The sequence below is a fragment of the Saccharothrix mutabilis subsp. mutabilis genome (genome assembly GCF_039521145.1).
Classification (GTDB): Bacteria; Actinomycetota; Actinomycetes; order Mycobacteriales; family Pseudonocardiaceae; genus Actinosynnema; species Actinosynnema mutabilis.
Window position 1 is genome coordinate 145,809 of the sequence record NZ_BAAABU010000006.1, and the last position, 17,927, is coordinate 163,735.

Sequence of the window (17,927 nt, forward strand, 5' to 3'; positions counted from 1 at the left end):
CAGTATGTTCGTGGCTTGAGTGCAGAAATGCGCACTGTCTGGAGGAGAGCCCGTGAGCACCCACGTCGCTGTCGAGATCGCCACCCAACCGGACTGTTGGCACCGGGCGTCCACGCTGGCCAAGGAGGTCGCGCCGGTCCTGCCCCGACCCGGTGAGCGGGTGGCCGTGGTCGGCTGCGGCACGTCGTGGTTCATGGCGCAGTCCTACGCGTGGCTGCGCGAGGCGCGGGGCCAGGGCTTCACCGACGCGTTCGCGGCGTCGGAGTTCCCGGGGGCGCGCGACTACGACCGGGTCGTCGCGATCACCCGCTCGGGCACGACGTCGGAAGTGCTGGACCTGCTGGAGACGGTGGCCGTGCCGACCCTGGCGCTGACCGCCGACGGCGGCACGCCCGTGGTCGACGCGTCGGACGAGGTCGTCGTGCTGGACTTCGCCGACGAGGTGTCGGTCGTGCAGACGCGCTTCGCGACCAGCGCGCTGGCGTTGCTGCGGACGTCGCTGGGCGAGGACCTGTCGTCCGCGATCGCCGACGCGACGGTGGCCGTGGGCGCGGAACTGCGCCCGGAGTGGACCGCCGCCACCCAGATCACCTTCCTGGGCCGGGGCTGGACGGTGGGCCTGGCCCACGAGGCGGCGCTGAAGATGCGCGAGGCGGCCGGCGCGTGGACGGAGTCGTACCCGGCGATGGACTACCGCCACGGCCCGATCAGCATCACCGCCCCGGGCCGCCTGGCGTGGGTGTTCGGCACCGCGCCGGAGGGGTTGGCGGAGGACGTGGCGGCGACCGGGGGGACGTTCGTGACCAGCGCGCTGGACCCGATGGCGGCGCTGGTGGTGGCGCAGCGGCTGGCGGTGCACATCGCGGAAGCCGCCGGCCTGAACCCCGACCAACCCCGCCACCTGACCCGCTCGGTGATCCTGTCCTGACCCGCTGACCGGCGAGCCGGCTCGAGTCGGGCGGGCCGGCGCGGGTCGGGCGGGCCGGCGCGGGTCGGGCGGGCCGGCGCAGGTCGGGCGGGCCGGCGCAGGTCGGGCGGGCCGGCGCAGGTCGGGCGGGCCGGCGCAGGTCGGGCGGGCCGGCGCAGGTCGGGCGGGCCGGCGCAGGTCGGGCGGGCCGGCGCGGGCGGCGCGGGGCGGGTCGGCTCGGATCGGGCGGGCCGGCTCGGATCGGGCGGGCCGGGCGGGTTGGCGCGGGCCGGGCGGGTTGGCGCGGGCCGGGCGGGTTGGCGCGGGCCGGGTCTGGCGGGTTGGCGCGGGTTGGCGCGGGCCGGGTCTGGCGGGCGGCGCGGGGCGGGTTGGCGGCGAGCCTTGCCGTGGCCGGCCTCCGGCCCCCGCTTCCATGATCCCACGCCCCACCGACAATTCCGGTGACCGAGCGGCGGGGATCGACCACGCGCGGGTTCCCCGAGTGCCGGCCGCTCAGGGCGGGGTCAGGTCGCCCGGGCGGGCGTGGTGGATGAGGGTGCGGAGGCGCACGGCGGCGACCTGCCCGCGCGGGACCGCCGGGGTCGGCCCGATTTCCCGGCGGCCGACACCGGCGTGGGGCGGCTGGAGGAGAGTTCCGGGGTGCGCCGCACCGCCGACGGCGCACCCCGCGCTCTTAAGCCGGCCATGGCACGCACTCCGCTGAAGTCACACCACGAACGCTAGGCCGTTCAGGCGAAACCGGCCACGCGACGTCCCGCGTCCGGGTGACCCCCCTACAACGTGCGCAGGTCCACCACGTGCCAGGTCAGGGCCGTGTTCTCGCCCGTCGACCACCACACGAACGGGCCGCGCGCGAGCACCGTGCCGAAGCCGGTCGCCAGGTCCGCCGTCCGGTCGCCGCGCGTGTCGTACAGCGCCAGCGCGCCCCGGGCGTCGTCCACGACCACCGCGAACCGGTCCAGCAGCACGACGTCCACGACCGCCGGGCGCACCTCCCGCCCGCCGACCCGCCGCCGCGACGACCCGTCGGGCCGCATGAGGTCGAGCCTCGCCGTCCCGCTCTGCCGCAGCACCTGCACGCGGCACCACTCGGGCGTGCAGTCCACCAGCTCCACCCCCTCGCCGCGCACGGTGGTCACCGCGCCGGTCCGCAGGTCCGCCAGCCGCGACGACCCCGCCGCCTCCACCTCGGCCGCCGTCGCCCACGGCCACGCGGACAGCGTGTACCGGCCGGACAGCCGGACGGTGTCGACCGGACCACCGGTCACGGGGACCGTGCGGACCTCGGTGTCCTCGCCGACGACCGTCGCCCAGCTCGCCAGGCCGTCGTGGACGACCAGGTCGTACTGGGAGTCGAGCAGCACCACCCGGCCGGTGTCGGCGGTGACCGGCGTCGGGTCCTCGCCGCGGGGACCCGACCGCCACAGCGAGCCGGTGGCGGTGACGTCGGACAGCTCCAGCCACACCAGGGCGTCCGGCGGGGTCGCGACGGCGAACCGGGGCGAGCCGGCGGCCGGCAGCTCGCGGACGACCCGGTCGCCGACGACCAGGCGGACCACGTCGCCCGCGTTGGTGACGCTGACCGGCGTGTCCAGGTCGAGGTAGGCCAGCGGGGTGTGCGCGCCGCCGGTGGTGGAGGAGGTCCGCGCACCCGGGAACGCCTCGCCCAGGGTGAGCGGGGCGGTCGAGGCGGGTGCGCGGACCGGTTCCGGCAGGCCGACCAGGACGACCGCTGCCAGAACGACCAGGGCGAGACCGAACCACGTGCAGTCCGCCGGCGACCGGAGCCGCGAGCGGAGAGCGGCGGCACGGGCCGAGCGCGCCGAGCCGGCCGAACCACCCGAGCGGGAACCATCCGTGGCGCGGGCCGAGCGGGAACCGTCCGTGGCGCGGGCGTGGGCCGCGGGTTCGGCGGTCCCGCGCGTCACCGGGGCACCGCCGGCGAGGAGGCGTCCGCACGCACCAGGACGGGCGCGCCGCTGCCGTCCGCCGGCACCGAGTACACCGCCTTGTCCCGCCCGTAGGCCACCGTCCGGTCGTCCAGCCACTGCGGCTGGTCGTCGAGGTGCGCCGGGTCGGCCAGCGGCACGTCCGCGCCCGACGCCAGGTCCAGCACGTGCAGCCGCCACCGGTCGCCGGTCCGGTGCTTGTACGCGATCCGCGTCCCGTCCGGTGCCAACGAGGGGCACTCCACGTTGCGCCGCAACGACTCCAGCGTCCGCGTCCGCAGGTCCCCCTTCACCAGCCACGTCGACTCGCCCGTCCGCAGCGTCGCGTAGAACGTCACGTCGTCGCGCGCGAACGTCACCCCCCAGTAGTTGGCGTCGTCGGCGTCGTGCGGCTGACCCTCCAGCACCAGCGAGAAGTCCTCCAGCGACCCGTAGTGGCTCCGCGATGCCAGGTCGTAGATGCCGGCCGTCGTGGAGAACGTCCCCACCCCGCCCAGGTACGAGTCACCCGCGCGGAACACCGTCCACGTCACCAGGCGCCCGCTCGGGGACACCCGCGCCCGCGACGGCGTCCCCCACTCCGTCAGCCGCACCTTCTCCCCCGCGGCGTCGGACACGACGACCTCCGACTGCTCCGGCAACGCGGTCGTCCGCAGGCACACCATCGTCCCCGCCGCTACGTCCACCCGCTGGCACGCCGGCCCGACCCGCCCCTCCTGCCGCACCCGCCCGGACCCGTCCACGTACACCAGCCCGCCGCGCAGGTCCAACGACTCGGGCGGCGCGACGGCCCCCACCGACCGCATCCCGACGAACGCCACCCCACCCGCCAGCGTCGCCGCCACCAGCCCGACCCCGACCCACGTCCGCCGCGCGATCACGACCGCACCGCCCCACCGACCAGGACCGCAACCAGCAACGCCGCCGCCAGCACCGCGAACGCCGGCTGCAACGCCAACCCGGTCGCGACCACCCCGAAACCCACCGCACCGCAAGCGCGGGCCAACGCCTGTCCTGTTTGGACTATCGCCAAGCCGGTGGCACGCAACGCCTCCGGCACCAGCGGTGCCGCATGAGCCATCAGAACCCCATCGGTGCAAGCGTAGAAAACCCCGTGCGCCACCAACACCAGCGCCGCCACGGCCCACCCCCGCAACGCCAGCGCCAGCAGCACATAGGCCCCGACCAGCACGACGTGCCCGAGCAGGAACACCCGCCAGCGCCCGAACCGGTCGGCCAACCGCCCCACCGGCGTCGCCAACGCCATGAACGACAACGCCGTCGCCAACGGCAGCAACGGCAACACCCCGGACGGCAACCCGGCACTCTGCTGCACCCCGACGAACAGGAACATGTCCCCCACCGTGCACAGCCCGAGCAACGCGGCGACCAGGCACGTCCGCCGCACCCCGCGCTCCCGCAGCAACCCGAACCCCGACCGCAGCCGGACCCGGGTCCGCGCCACGGTCCCGACCGGGGCCCGCACGAACACCGCCAGCACCACCACGGCCACCACCGCCAGACAGAAGCTGACGGCGAACACGGCCGTGTAGTCGCCGACCAGGAAGTGCAGCAGCCCGAACGCCACCAGCGGACCCATCAACGCCCCGGCGGTGTCCAGCGCCCGGTGCACCCCGAACGCCCGGCCCAGGCCGTCCCCCGGAGCCGCGAGCGTGATCATGGCGTCCCGGGGCGCGGTGCGGATGCCCTTGCCCGCCCGGTCCACGCCGATCAGGCCGCCGATCAGCGGCAGCGAGGACCCCGCCAGGGGAAAACCCAGCTTGGTGACGGCCGAAAGCCCATAGCCGGCCAGCGCCACGGCCTTCGGCCGGCCCAGCCGATCGGCCAGGTAGCCACCGGCCAGGCGCAACAACGCCGTCGCGCCGGTGTAGAGGCCGTCGATCGCGCCGAGTTGCAGGTACCCGACGCCGAGGCCGTAGACGAGGTAGAGCGGCAGGACCGCGGTGACCATCTCGGCGGACATGTCGGTGATCAGGCTGACCACGCCCAACCCGACGACGGTCGCCGGCACGGCGTGCCCCGACCGGCCCGACGGCCGCCCGGTGTCCGCGGAGCGGATGGTGGAGACGTACATGCCAAGGCCTTCCGTGGTGGTGCGCACGGCCGGGCAGGACCGGCCGTGCGCACCGTTCGAACACCGGACTACGCGACGCTGACCCGCACGTCGTCCACCGCGGCCTCCACGAGGGACGCGGTCGAGGCGTCGGCGGTCTCGACGAGCAGGCGCACGCCGCGGCCCGCGAAGGCCGCCAGGTCGACGGTCGCCGCCTGCCACTGGCCGGGGACCGCGACCGACGACTGGCCGAGCCGCTCGAACACCGTGGTCGCCGTGGACCCCTCCAGGACCCGCACCCGCAGGTAGTCCGAGGTCGAGGAGTTGTTGCCGTGCGCGAAGTTGTAGTTGAAGCTCAGCTTCGCGCCGGACGGCACGGTGAACGTCGGCGACGCGATGGACGTCTTGCCGCCGTCCACGTCGTTGGCCCCGTCGGACGCCCCGGCCAGCCGGCCGGTGACCAGGCAGTTGACGCCGCTGGTGGCGTCGCCCAGCTGCTTGATCTGGCCGTTGCCCGCTTCGGCGGTCTGCTCGGGGTCGCCGCGCTCCCACCTGCCGGTCGTGGCCGTGTCGTTGGCCTGCGGGTTGACCTGCCAACCCTTGTCGGTCTCGAAGTCGTCGAAGAACGCGTCACCGACCGTGGACGACACGCTCACCGTGACCCGGGCGGTGTTCGAGGCCGTCGTCGCGGTGCCCGTGACGGTGGCCGTGGCGCTGCCGTTCGGCGCGGACGCCGAGGCGGTCAGGGTCAGCGTCGCCGACGCCGAGCCGCCGGCGGTCGGGGTGACCGCAGCCGGCGAGATCGTCCCGGTGACGCCCGAAGGCAGGCCGGACACGCTCAGCGAGGTCTGCTCCGAGAAGGTGCCCGTGCTGGTCACCTTCACCGCCACCGACGCGGTGCCGCCCGGCTTGAGGCTCACCGACGCCGGGGTCGCCTCGACGGTGAAGCCCTTGGCCTTCTTGCACGCGCCGGACACCGTGTCGGTGAACGTCCGGCCGGACACCGGCACGAAGTCGCTGGTGTAGCCGGTGGAGGTGAGGGTGAGCTTGCCGACGCCGAAGGTGTTGGTGTTGCCCACTTCCTGCGTCGCGGCGGAGGAGGAGTCGAAGTTGTAGTAACCCCGGCCGCCGGTGCCGATCAAGAGTTGCCGGACGCCGTTGACGGTGTCCTTGGTGCCGTCCGGGCGCGAGGGCGCGAACCGCTGGTAGTTGTGGTCGTGGCCGACGACGACCAGGTCGGCCTTGGCGTCGTAGAGGGCCTGGAAGAACGGCGTGACCGACGTGTCGTCGCCGTGGCTGCCGCGGCTGAACCGCGGGTGGTGCCAGAACGCCGCGGTGCACGGCTTGGTGTTGGCCGCCAGGTCGTTCTTCAGCCACGTCACCTGGCTGGAGGTGCTGGTGCGGCTGATGTTGGAGTTGAGCGCGACGAAGTGCCAGTCGCCCACGTCGAAGCTGTAGTAGCCCTTGCCGCGCTCGCCGGCCCGCGTGCCGAAGTAGTCGAAGTAGCCCGCGGCGCCGGAGGTGTTGTACTCGTGGTTGCCCGGCGTCGGGTACGTGATCGACTTGAACTGGCCGTAGTACGGGTTGTAGGCGTTGTTGTACTCGGACAGGGTGCCGGAGTTGTAGGCGTTGTCGCCGGCCAGGATCAGCGCCTGCGGGTTCATGTTCTTCACCAGCGGCGCGGTCTGGTTGCACGACGAGCCGCACACGTCGCCCACGGCCGCGACGGTCGCCGTGGCCATCGCCAGGGACTGGGTGCCGGCCTGGTAGGAGTCGACCGCGAACCGGCTGCCCGGGTCGGTCAGGTTGGGCGAGACGCGGACGCAGTCGCCCTCGAAGGCGCGGGTGTGGAACGCCTTGCCCGGCCAGTTGGCCGCAGTGAGGGTGAAGCTGCCCGCCGCGGACCCGGTGAGCGTCACCGAGTCGTTGCCGCGCAACGACAACTGGGTGACGCGCAGCCGCAGCCACTTGGCCTCCGGCGCGCAGACGTGTTGGTCGGTCGCGACCCGCGTGGCCCCGCCGGAGGCGGTGACCTCGGCGCGGGCCGCGGTGACGCCCGGTTCGGGCAGCTGCGGGACCTGGTCGGCGATCTCCGGTGGCGCGGCCGGCGCCGCGTGCCCGGTGGCCGCCGGTTGGGCGGCCACCAGGAAGGCGCCGACCAGCAGGGTGGACGTCGTCGCGGCCACCGCGGAGCGGCGCCATCGGCGTCGTTGGATCACTGATCGCATTCGGATTCCTCTGGGCAGGGACGGGGACGGCCGGGTGCAGGAGTGGAATTCCGGCCGTCCCCGACATTCGGTTCGAGAACCAGCAGGGAGGATCTCCCGAAAATTCGCGAACCTTTTTCCGGTTGTCCGGGAAAAGGCCGCACGGAACCGCGCAGCCGGCTCGCCGAGGGGCGGCCTCCACAAGACGGTGCGCGGTACCGGCCCGATGTGCCGCGGAGAGGCTTCGGGCGTTGGCGCCAATTCGGTTGTCACGGCTTTCGCCGCGGGGTTTCACCTCCTGCGGAGGGGGACGCTTTCGACCCTAATCGCAGGTGAAGGGCCGTCAACGACGATCCGTCCGGGAGGTTGGATAACTCTGAACAGGAGGTGGACTAGGTCGTGACCGCCACGTCGTCCACCGCCGCCTCCCACAGCGAGGCGGTGCCCGCGTCGGCCGTCTCCACCAGCAGCCGCACCTCGCGCCCGCCGAACGCCGCCAGGTCCACGGTCGCGGTCCGCCACGCCCCGGCGACCTCGGTGGCCGCGCCGAGCCGCTCGAACACGGTCGTGGCGCTCGTGCCGTCGAGGACCTTGATCCGCAGGTAGTCGGCGGTGCCGGAGTTGTCGCCGTGGGCGTAGGTGAAGGCGAAGCGCAGCTTGGCCGCGCTCGGCAGGGTGATCGCCGGCGACACCATCGAGGTGACGCCGCCGTCCACGTCGTTCGCGCCGTCCGACGCGCCCGAAAGGCGGCCGGTGACCAGGCAGTTCACGCCGCTCGCCGCGGTGCCGAGCTGCTTGACCTGGCCGCTGGAGGCCGACGTGGTCTGCTCGGGGTCGCCGCGCTCGAAGCGGCCGGTGGTGGCGGTGTCGGCGCCCGAGGGGTTGGCCCGCCAGCCCTTGTCGGTCTCGAAGTCGTCCGACCACACCGGCGGGGTCACCGGGCCGCACGGGACCTGGAGCAGGCGGTTGGGCGAGTACGCGCCCGCGCCGGTGACCAGGCCGGTCGCCGCGCACGCCACGATCGCGTCGTGCACCTGCTTCGGGGTGGCGGCGGGGTTGGCCTCCACGTACAGCGCCGCCGCGCCCGCGACCGCCGGGGCGGCCATCGACGTGCCGGACATGGTCGTGGTGCCCGTGTCGCTGCTGTGCGAAGCCGAGACGACGTCCGTGCCGGGCGCGAACAGGTCCAGGCAGCGGCCGTAGTTGGAGGTGCCGCGCCGGGCGTCGGAGCGGGTGGTGTTGCCGACCGTGATGCCCTCGGGCACCAGCGCCGGCGAGTGGGTGCAGGCGTCGGTGTTGTCGTTGCCGGCGGCCAGCACGTAGGTCAGGCCCGAGGCGATGGACCGGCGGACCGCGTTGTCCAGCATGGTGTCGCCCGCGCCGTCGCCCAGGCTCATGTTGACCACGGCGGGCTTGACCGCGTTGGCGGTCACCCAGTCGACGCCCGCGATGACCACCGAGTTCGGCCCGGACCCGCCGCACGGCAGGACGCGCACGGCGTGCAGGGTCACGGCCTTGGCCACGCCGTGGGTCCGGCCGCCGATGGTGCCCGCGACGTGCGTGCCGTGGCCGTTGCAGTCCTGGGCGACGGAGTCCCGGTCGACCGCGTCCCACCCGTTGACCGCCCGGCCGCCGAAGTCCTGGTGGGAGATCCGCACTCCGGTGTCCAGCACGTAGACGCGCACGCCCGCGCCGGTCCTGTCGTAGGTGTAGGTGCCCGACAGCGGCAGGGTGCGCTGGTCGATGCGGTCGAGGTTCCAGGGCGCGTTGGTCTGGGTCGTGGTGGCGTGCACGACCGAGTCCTGCACGACCCGTTCCACCCGCGGGTCGGCGGCCAGCCGGGCCGCCGCCGCCGCGGGCAGCCGAACCGCGAACCCGGTCAGCGCCGAGCGGTAGACCTGGGTGACCTGCCCGCCGTAGCGGGCGGCGAGCGGTTGCGCGTGGTCGGCGTCGCGCACCTGGACGAGGTAGCTGTCGGCGATCGCGCCGGCCGGCACCTCGACGGGTCCGGACGCGGCGGCGGGGACGGCGGTCAGCGCCGCGAGCAGGCCCGCGACGACGACGGCCGCGCAGGTGTGGGTTGATCTCACCGGTGGCTCCAGGGGAAGGGGAACCGCGGCCCGTGCGGGCGCGCGGGATCTGGGAGCCGCCCCTCGGTACCGGAAACCCCACCCGGTTCGCCGCGATGCTAAATCGAATCCGACGTTCCGGACGCATTCGTCCAGAACGATCCTGGAAATTCCGCGCGAACGGGCCGGCGGGGTACGCTGCCCGGCGGCAGCAATTCCCTGGACGCACCCCTGCGGCGTTGACGGAGGAGCCATCATGACGACCACGGTGCCCGCGGATTTCAGCGCCGCGCTGAGAGCGGCGATCCAACGCAGCGGGCTGAGCCTGAACGAGATCAGCCGACGGCTGCGGGAACAGGACACGCCGGTCAGCATCAGCGCGCTGAGCTACTGGCAGAACGGCGAGAACCGGCCCGAGCGGGCCAGTTCGCTGGCCGCGGTGACGGCCCTGGAGGAGATCCTCGGCCAGCCACCGCGCACCCTGACCGCGCTGCTGGGCCCCCGCCGGCCCCGCGGCCGGTGGACCAACCGCGGCGGTCCCGTGGTCACCTACGACCAGGTGTGGCACCGGCCCGAGTCGGTGGCCCGCGCGCTGGCCAAGGTCGACGCGACCCCGGAGGACCTCAAGTCGCCGCACCGGCTGTCGCAGTACCTGTCCTACCGGGTGGACGCGCGCGGGCACGAGGAGTCCATGCTGGTGCGCCGGCTGATCCGCGCCGACCGCGACGGCACGACGAAGTTCGTCTTCGTCACCCGCTGCTCGTCGCTGACCCACCCGCCGACGATCATCCACACCGAGGGCTGCCGCCCGTCCCGGTTCCGCGCGGACGTGCCGTCCTCGACCTGCGTGTTCGAGTTCCTCCTGGACCGGCCGCTGGCGGCGGGCGAGCTGGCCTTCGTGGAGTTCGGCCTGCGGTTCCCGCCCGGCCAGACCGACCAGCACGCGCAGATCGCGATCTACCGACCGGCCCGGGACCTGGTCCTGCAGATCGCCTTCGACCCCGACCACCTGCCGCGCACGTGCAGCGGCTACTTCCAGCCCCGCAGCGGCCTGCCGCTGGAGAAGCGCGGCGAGGTGAGCTTCAACCGGGCGGCGAGCACCTACCAGTTCATCACGCTGGACCCGGAGCCGGGCCAGTACGGCATCCAGTGGTGCTGGCGCTGACCTACTCGTAGGGCCGCTGCGGCTCGGGCACGACCTTCACCGACTCGACCGCCAGGAAGGGGATGCTCTCGCCGTTGACACCGTCCACGACGGACCCGGCCCGGTAGGTGCCGACCACCTCGACCCACGTGTCGGGCTCGGCCGGCACCACCCCGTCCAACACCACCTTCACCGGACGCCCGTCAGCCGCACAACACGTCAGGATCATGCGCACCAACAGGTTCTCGCCACCGGGGCCCCGGGCGACGAACCCGGTCAGCACGACCCGACGACCACCCAACGAGCGCCCCTCGTCGAACACCGCACGAGAGGCGTAGTCCAACACGGTCACCCGCACCGGATCACCCCCCGGCAACGGCGGGTACTCGTCCGACTCGACCAGAGCGGTCCCGGAGTTCCCCGCCGCGTAACTGCCCAGGGGCTGCGGCGCGACCACCACCAACGCCAACACCGGCACCACGAGCAGCCAAGCCACCCGGGGCTGGCGGTGCCGGTTCGCCACCGCCAGCACCAGGACGACCACACCGGACAACAACAGGAACGGCCACAAGCCTGCCTTGACGTACCGCAGGTACTGGCCCGTCAGGCACACCTTGACGACCGCCGCCCCCAACAGCAGCAACACCACGCACGACGCCGTCCGGTTCACCAGAACACCGCCCCCACCGCCACCGCGCTGGCCACCGCCACCACGAACGTCACCGGCGCGAACCGCAGCGCGAACCGCCGCCCGAACGTGCCGACCTGCATGGCGAACAACTTGAGGTCCACCATCGGCCCGACGACCAGGAACGCCAGCCGGGCCGTGGTGGAGAACTGGGTGAGGGAGGCGGCGACGAACGCGTCCGCCTCCGAGCAGATGGACAGCAGCACGGCGAGCAGCGCCAACGCCAACACGCTCAGCCAGGCGTTGTCCGCCAACGCCTGCAACCACCGCCCGGGAACCAGCACGTTGATGGTCGCCGCCGCGACACCCCCGACGACGAGGAAGCCCCCGGCATGGACGAGGTCATGCCCGGCGGCCCCGAAGAACGCGCGCCACTTCGTGTCCCCGTGCACGTGCTCGGGCAACCGGATCCAATCGGTGCGCCCCCACCGCAACCAGAGCCACCCCATCGCCACGGACGCGACGAAGCTAGCGATCGCCCTGGCCGCCACCATCCCGGGTTCCCCCGGGAAGGCGATGGCGGTGGCGGCCAGGACGACCGGGTTGACGGCCGGCGCGGAGAGCAGGAACGCCAGCGCCGCAGCAGGCGTGATCCCTTTGCGCACCAACGCGCCGGCCACCGGCACCGAGCCGCATTCGCAGCCCGGGAGCACCAGTCCCGTGGCGGCGGCGGCAGGCACCGCCAACACGGGTTTGCGCGGCAACGCCTTGACGAAGAACGACCGGGGCACGAAGACCGCGATGGCAGCGGACAACGCGACCCCGAACGCCAGGAACGGCAAGGCCTGCAACACGATGGACACGAACACGGTGGCCCAGGTCTGCACGACGGGCGTCAGGAAAACCTCCCCGAACACCCCACGAACAACCAGGACCAGCAGCAGAAGCCCCGCCAGCACCTCCACCGACCCGATCGTCCGACGAACATCCGGCACGGTGGCGGTCATGACGGGGCCTCCCCTCGGTCCCCCGAACCCTAAGCCCGCCCAACCGCCACCCGGAACACCCCGATCTGGAGAAACTCTCAACACACCGCAGGCCCACCCCCGAAGGGCTGCCAAGCCACAGGAAGGGCCTCGGTTCGTTCCCCGTACGGCCTGGGCGCAGCCCAACCGCGCTTCGCTCCTTCTCGCAACCAGCTTTTCCGGTTGCGAGAAGGAGCGAAGGGTGGTTGCCTCCGGCAGGCCGTGCGGGGAACGAACCGACGCCCTTCCACCCCCCGGGGGCCTGCCGCGCGGCGAGCGCCGCTTTTGATCTTTTGCTCTTGATCCTGAACCCGCACCGGCGCGATCAGCCGGAAGGCGTCAGCGAGGCAGATAAGCCCGGTGGAGCTTGGAGAACTCGTAGTTGTTGTGGCGGTCCCAGTTGACCGACCACGTCATCAGGCCCCGCAGGTTCGGGTACGTGGCCTTCGGCTTGTAGGTGCCGCAGTTCGTGCCCTTCATCAGGCAGTCCAGCGCCTTGTGGGTCTCGGCCACCGACGTGAAGCCGTTGCCCGCGTTGACGCTCGCCGGCAGGCCGATCGCCACCTGGTCCTGGCGCAGGCCGGTGAAGAACTTCGTCGCGTCGCCGCGCACCGGGAAGCCCGCCAGCACCATGTCCGCCATCGACACGTGGAAGTCGTGGCCGCCCATGAAGTGGTACTGGTTGTCCAGGCCCATGATCGGGCCCGAGTTGTAGTGCTGGACGTGCAGCAACGTCAGGTCGTCGCGCATGGCGTGGATGACCGGCAGGTACGCGCCCGCCCGCGGGTCGGCGCCGCTGCCGCCGCCGTAGTGCTGGTAGCCGACCTGGACGAAGAATGTCTCCGGGGCCATCGTCAGGACGAACCTGGCTCCGTACTTCGCCTTCAGGGTCTTCAGGGCGGAGATCAGGTTGACGATCACCGGGGTCGTCGGGTTGCGGAAGTCCGTGTCGCCCGTGTTCAACGACAGCGAGTGGCCCTCGAAGTCGATGTCCAGGCCGTCCAGGCCGTACTTGTCGATGATCGCGCTCGCGCTGCGCACGAACGCGTCCCGCGCCGCCGTCGTGGTCAGCTGGACCTGGCCGTTCGCGCCGCCGATGGAGATCAGGACCTTCCGCCCCTGCGCCTGCTTCTCGCGGATGGCCGCGATGAACTCCGCCTCGCTCTCGACGTTCGGGCACTCGGCCACCGGGCACTGCTGGAACCGGAGGTCACCCGAGGTCGCGGAGGTGGGCTCGGCGAAGGACAGGTTGATGATGTCCCAGTCCGGGGACACGTCCTTCATGCGGATGTAGCCGGACCCGTTCGCGAAGCTGGCGTGCAGGTACCCCACCAGCACCCGCCGCGGCAACCCGGTCTGCGGCGGAGTGGTGGTCGTCGTCGTAGTGGAAGTCGTACTCGTAGTCGCACTCGTAGTGGAAGTCGTCGTAGTAGAAGTGGCGGAAGTCGTCGTAGTCGTGGCGGAAGTCGTAGTGGTGGTAGTGGAAGTAGGCGCCCCCGCGCACGAAGCACCGTTGATCTTGCAGTTGGCCGGCGCGGCGGTCCCGGACGCGTTGAAGCCGAACGTCACCGTCGCCCCGGGGGCGACGTTCCCGTTGTACTCGCGGTTGGTGAAGGTGTAGTGCCCGGACGCGTTGGTCTGGAGCGCGTCCCAGTACGCGCCCACCGCCGTCCCCGCCGGCAGGTCGAACTCGACCTTCCAGCCCGTGATCGCCGTGCTGGTCTCGTTCTTGATCGTGAACTGGCCGGTGTACCCGGACTCCCACGCCGACGTCTTGGTGAACGTCGCCGTCACCGACGCGGCGTAGGCGGGCGCGAAGCTCACCACGACCGCACCCAGGACCAGCGCGCACACCGCCGCCACCCGGGCGAACAACACTCTGCGGGACATCTCGTCATCTCCTCGGTGGCGGCCTGAGGTGGTGAAAATTGGACTAGACCACGCGATCACTGTCAATACCCACGCGGCCACCGTCCGCGACGATGCGAAATCCGCCACACCGACCCGCTTCGGCAAGTTACTTTCACAACGTGCAGCTACCGTGGAGGGCCGCCCCGCGCGCCGCGTTGTCGAGCCCGCTGACGCTCCTGGTCAGCGTGATCACCGCGCTGCTCCTGAGCTTCGTGGTGGCCGCCGCGGTCATGCACCACTCCGCTTCGGGCAGCGCCGCGCTGGACTACCAGCAGGACCGGCTGTGCGCCGAATCGCTGCACCCGTCGCTGGAGACCACCGTCCGCGCCGAGCTGGTCACCCCGCTGCTCGCCGACGTGCGCGCCAACGCCCAGGGCCGCTCGCCCCTCCCCGCGACCTACACCCGCGAGGCCCGCACGGACTTCGGCGGCAACCAGACCTACGCCAAGTTCGGCTACCGCCCCGGCGCCACCGACCACCTGCAAGTCCTGGAGGGCGGCTCGAAGGACGGCCTGTGGGTCCCCCAGAGCATCGCCCGCACCACGGACCTGCAACTGGGCAAGCGCGGCATGAACGGCGCCCTGCCCCCGGTCACCGCGATCTACGCCGATCTCCGCGACCCGCTGGAGCCCTACTGGTGTTCCGAGCGCGCCTTCGTCGTCCCGAACATCCACAGCCGCAACGACCTGCTGACCTCCGTGGTCTGGATGCCCAGCGAGGAGTCCTTCGCGGCGCTGCCGCCCCAGTTGACCCGGCAGGTCGACGTGACGGTCCGCTACCCGGCCGAGGTCCCCACGACCGTGGACGAGGCCGACCGGCTCCTGGCCGCGGGCACCGCTCTCATCAAGCCCTACGACCACGAGGGCTTCCGCGTCTTCTCACCGCTCGTCCACCCGATCGAGAACGCCCGTGAGACGGCGCGCAACGTCCGCTCGGCCATCCTGCCGCTGACGCTGATCAGCCTGCTCATCGGCCTGGCCGGGGTGGCGACGGTGACCGCGCAGTGGGCCCAGCGCCGGCACGCCGAACTGCGCCTGCTGTGGGTGCGCGGGTCGGGCCCGGCGGCGCTGGGCGGGCGGGCCGTGCTCGAACTGGGCCTGCCCCTGGTCGTCGGCGGGGCGCTGGGCCTGGGCGTCGCGTGGCTGCTGCTCCCGGTCTACGCGCCCTCGACCGCCCTCCCCGCCGGCACCGTGCCGCAAGCGGTCGTCGCGGTCGTCGCCGTGATCGCGCTGAGCCTCGCCGCCACGTGGGCCGCGGCGGCGTTCCGGACGCACCGGGCGTTCCAGGCCACCTCCTCCGGCACGCGGCTGCGGCGGGTGCTGACCGCGCTGCCGTGGGAACTGGCGACCGGCGCGCTGGCCGTGTGGGCGTGGAACCGGGTGCAGCACAGCGGCCTGGCCACCCCGCTCAAGATCGGCGGCCTGCCGCGCATCGACGCGGCGGCGCTGGCGTTCCCGCTGCTGGTGGTCCTGACGACGGCGCTGCTGGCGGCCCGGGTGGCGCGGTGGGCGCTGCGCGCCTCGCACCGGGCGTCGCTGTGGTCCAAGCCGGCCGCGCAGCTGGCGATCCGCCGCCTGGCCGCCGCCGCGGGACCGGTGACCGGGGTGCTGCTGGTGGGCGTCCTGGCCATCGGCACGATCGCGGTCGGCACGAGCATCGCCGGGTCGCAGAAGACGGCGCTCGACGTGAAGTCCGGCATGTACGCCGGGGCGGAGAGCCACGCGCAGGTCCCGTCGGACGTCCAACTGCCCGAGGCGCTCAAGTCCAACTCCACGATCGTGGGCGTGAGCGTCCTCAACGACTACACCGCCCTGGTGGTGGACCCGGAGACGTTCGCGCGCGGCGCGTACCCCAGCGGCGTGGACCCGGCCCTGCTGACCCGGCCGCTGCGCGTCGGCACCGCGCCGCGCCGCGAGATCACGCTGCCCGGCCTGCCGACGATCAACCCGACCGCGCACGTGCCGGCGTTCCCGAAGCTGGGCACGTCCGGCTGGGTGGTGCCGCGGTCGAGCATCGAAGACCCCGACGACGTCAACTCGTGGCACGTGTGGTCGTCGCTGCCGCTGGGCGAGCTGACCGCCGCGCTGGCGGACAGCGGGATCAAGTACCGCAACGTGGGCGAGAAGTCCAAGGCGGTCGCGGGGCTGGCGTTCCTGACCATCCAGTGGACGTTCGGGTTCGTCACGGCCATCGGCGCGGTGCTGGCGGTGGTGGCGGCCATCGCGCTGCTGCTGGCGATCGAGGTGCGGCGGCGGCAGAACGCGGTCTCGGGGGCGTTCAGCACGCGGATGGGGCTGCGGCCCTCGGCGCTGCTGGGCAGCCACCTGCTGGAGCTGGGCGCGCTGGCCCTGGTCGCGGTGGCGGTCGGGTTGACCGCGAGCGCGGTGAGCAGCGGGTTCGCCGTGCCCAGGCTGGACCCGGCGCCGCGGATGACACCCGCGCCGGAGGTGCCCGACGTGGTGCCGCTGCTGGTGACCACGGTCGCCGGGAGCGCGCTGGTGGTGCTGGTGGCGGCGTGGATCGCGGTGCGCGCGGTCCGGTCGGCGAGGATCGGGGAGCTGATTCGTGGCTGAGACGGTGTTGCGGCTGCGCGAGGTGGGGGTGCGGTACCGGACGCCCGCCGGGTCGGTGACGGCCGTGTCGGAGGTGTCCCTGGACGTGCCCGCGACCGGCATCACGGTGCTGGCCGGGCCGTCGGGGTCGGGCAAGTCCACGCTGCTGCGGGTGCTGAGCCTGGTCGAGCGGCCCACGCTGGGCGCGGTCGAGCTGCGCGGGCGCGGCACCACCGGCCTGTCCGCGCGGGCCCGGCGGGCGCTGCGGCGCACCGAGGTCGCCCTGGTGTTCCAGAACCCCGGCGACAACCTCATCGGCCACCTGACCGTCGGCGACAACCTCCGCGCCGCCACCCAGGCCGCCCGGCGAACGCCCCGAACCACCCCGCTTCCACCTCAAGCCACCCGAACCACGCCCCAAGCCACCACAACCCCACCCCGAACCACTCCACCCCCACCCCAGGCCACCGACCGGATCGCCGGCGTCGACGAGCTGCTCGACCAGCTCGGCCTCCCCGGCACGGCCGACTGGAAGGTGTCCGCCCTCTCCGGCGGTCAACAGCAACGGCTGGCGTTCGGCTGCGCCCTGGCCCGCGGCGCGTCGGTGGTGCTGGCCGACGAACCGACCTCCCAGCTCGACGCGGCGTCCGCGGACCTCGTCCTGGACACCCTGCGCGACCTGGCCGCCCGCGGCGTCCCGGTGGTCGTGGCCTCCCACGACCCGCGGCTGATCGCGCTGGCCGACACGAGGTTCGACCTGCGGAACGGAGCGTTGGCGGCATGACGGCCCTGCGAACCGGGACCGCGCTGCGGGCGGTCGGCGTCAAGCGGTCCTTCGAGCACGCCGGCGGACCGGTGCACGTGCTGCGCGGCGTGGACCTGGCCGTGGAGGCCGGCGAGCTGGTCACCCTGTCGGGCCCGTCCGGGTCGGGCAAGAGCGCGCTGCTGACCGTGCTGGCCGGGTTCGACCGGCCCGACGAGGGCACGGTGGAGCTGTGCGGGCAGGTGCTGACCGCGCCCCCGGCCTGGTCGGTGTGCGCGCTGCTCCCCCAGGCCCTGGGCCTGGCGACCGAGCTGACGCTGGCGGAGAACGTGGCGCTGCCGGTGCGGCTCGGGTCCGGCGGGGACGTGTCCCGCGTCGAGGCCCTGCTCACCGAACTGGGTATCGCTGAACTGGGTGACCGCTACCCCGGCGAGGTGTCGTTCGGGCAGCAACAGCGGGCGGCGCTCGCGCGGGCCGTCATCGCCTCGCCGCGGGTCCTGCTGGCCGACGAACCCACCGCGCACCTGGACGACGCGAGCGCGCCCCGCGCGGTCGGGGTGCTGCGCCGCGCCGCCGACGCCGGGGCGGCCGTGCTCATCGCGACCCACCACGACGAGGTCCACCGCGCCGCCGACCGCACGGTGGTCCTCTCGGGCGGCCGGGTGTCCGTAGGATAG

The 17,927-nt window shown here is 72.9% G+C and carries 14 protein-coding genes; 6 read left to right on the forward strand and 8 right to left on the reverse strand.

Annotation, left to right across the window (positions count from 1 at the left end):
• Window positions 1-52 precede the first annotated feature (52 nt).
• Window positions 53-928, forward strand: coding sequence for an SIS domain-containing protein (locus ABD126_RS16785; protein WP_343934780.1), 876 nt, complete (start codon window positions 53-55; stop codon window positions 926-928).
• 522 nt (window positions 929-1,450) lie between these two features.
• On the forward strand, window positions 1,451-1,651 hold the full coding sequence (locus ABD126_RS16790) for a hypothetical protein (RefSeq protein WP_343934781.1): 201 nt from the start codon (window positions 1,451-1,453) through the stop codon (window positions 1,649-1,651).
• 50 nt (window positions 1,652-1,701) lie between these two features.
• Here ABD126_RS16790 and ABD126_RS16795 read toward each other — a convergent pair whose 3' ends face one another.
• From ABD126_RS16795 to ABD126_RS16815, 5 genes are all read right to left on the reverse strand, one after another.
• A complete protein-coding gene (locus ABD126_RS16795) occupies window positions 1,702-2,856 on the reverse strand; it encodes a hypothetical protein (protein ID WP_343934782.1) in 1,155 nt (384 codons plus the stop codon).
• Window positions 2,853-3,758, reverse strand: a complete 906-nt coding sequence (locus tag ABD126_RS16800; protein WP_343934783.1) for a TolB-like translocation protein — start codon at window positions 3,756-3,758, stop codon at window positions 2,853-2,855. The genes ABD126_RS16795 and ABD126_RS16800 overlap by 4 nt, the downstream gene beginning before the upstream one ends.
• Complete coding sequence (locus ABD126_RS16805) at window positions 3,755-4,972, reverse strand: MFS transporter (protein WP_343934784.1); 1,218 nt, start codon at window positions 4,970-4,972, stop codon at window positions 3,755-3,757. The genes ABD126_RS16800 and ABD126_RS16805 overlap by 4 nt, the downstream gene beginning before the upstream one ends.
• A 68-nt stretch (window positions 4,973-5,040) precedes the next feature.
• Entirely contained in the window at window positions 5,041-7,179 is a 2,139-nt protein-coding gene (locus ABD126_RS16810; RefSeq protein ID WP_343934785.1) for a metallophosphoesterase, read from the reverse strand.
• Between the two features lie 371 nt (window positions 7,180-7,550).
• Complete coding sequence (locus tag ABD126_RS16815) at window positions 7,551-9,248, reverse strand: S8 family serine peptidase (protein WP_343934786.1); 1,698 nt, start codon at window positions 9,246-9,248, stop codon at window positions 7,551-7,553.
• Window positions 9,249-9,483: 235 nt separating this feature from the next.
• Between ABD126_RS16815 and ABD126_RS16820 the strand changes: the two genes are divergently transcribed.
• Window positions 9,484-10,392 carry a helix-turn-helix domain-containing protein gene (locus tag ABD126_RS16820; RefSeq protein WP_343934787.1) on the forward strand — a complete coding sequence of 303 codons (909 nt, stop codon included), beginning with the start codon at window positions 9,484-9,486 and terminating at the stop codon, window positions 10,390-10,392.
• Window position 10,393: 1 nt separating this feature from the next.
• On the opposite strand, the gene ABD126_RS16825 is transcribed toward ABD126_RS16820, so the two are convergent.
• The 3 genes from ABD126_RS16825 to ABD126_RS16835 all read right to left on the reverse strand — a co-directional run bounded on the left by ABD126_RS16825 (window position 10,394) and on the right by ABD126_RS16835 (window position 13,914).
• Window positions 10,394-11,041, reverse strand: a complete 648-nt coding sequence (locus tag ABD126_RS16825; RefSeq protein ID WP_343934788.1) for a TIGR03943 family putative permease subunit — start codon at window positions 11,039-11,041, stop codon at window positions 10,394-10,396.
• Entirely contained in the window at window positions 11,038-12,006 is a 969-nt protein-coding gene (locus tag ABD126_RS16830) for a permease (RefSeq protein WP_343934789.1), read from the reverse strand. The genes ABD126_RS16825 and ABD126_RS16830 overlap by 4 nt, the downstream gene beginning before the upstream one ends.
• Before the next feature lie 357 nt (window positions 12,007-12,363).
• On the reverse strand, window positions 12,364-13,914 hold the full coding sequence (locus ABD126_RS16835) for a chitinase (protein ID WP_343934790.1): 1,551 nt from the start codon (window positions 13,912-13,914) through the stop codon (window positions 12,364-12,366).
• A gap of 140 nt (window positions 13,915-14,054) precedes the next feature.
• On the opposite strand from ABD126_RS16835, the gene ABD126_RS16840 reads away from it, so the two are divergent.
• The 3 genes from ABD126_RS16840 to ABD126_RS16850 are packed head-to-tail and all read left to right on the forward strand — an operon-like array spanning window position 14,055 to window position 17,927.
• Window positions 14,055-16,508, forward strand: a complete 2,454-nt coding sequence (locus ABD126_RS16840; protein WP_343934791.1) for an ABC transporter permease — start codon at window positions 14,055-14,057, stop codon at window positions 16,506-16,508.
• Window positions 16,501-17,271, forward strand: coding sequence for an ABC transporter ATP-binding protein (locus tag ABD126_RS16845; protein ID WP_343934792.1), 771 nt, complete (start codon window positions 16,501-16,503; stop codon window positions 17,269-17,271). The genes ABD126_RS16840 and ABD126_RS16845 overlap by 8 nt, the downstream gene beginning before the upstream one ends.
• A complete protein-coding gene (locus ABD126_RS16850) occupies window positions 17,268-17,927 on the forward strand; it encodes an ABC transporter ATP-binding protein (RefSeq protein WP_343934793.1) in 660 nt (219 codons plus the stop codon). The genes ABD126_RS16845 and ABD126_RS16850 overlap by 4 nt, the downstream gene beginning before the upstream one ends.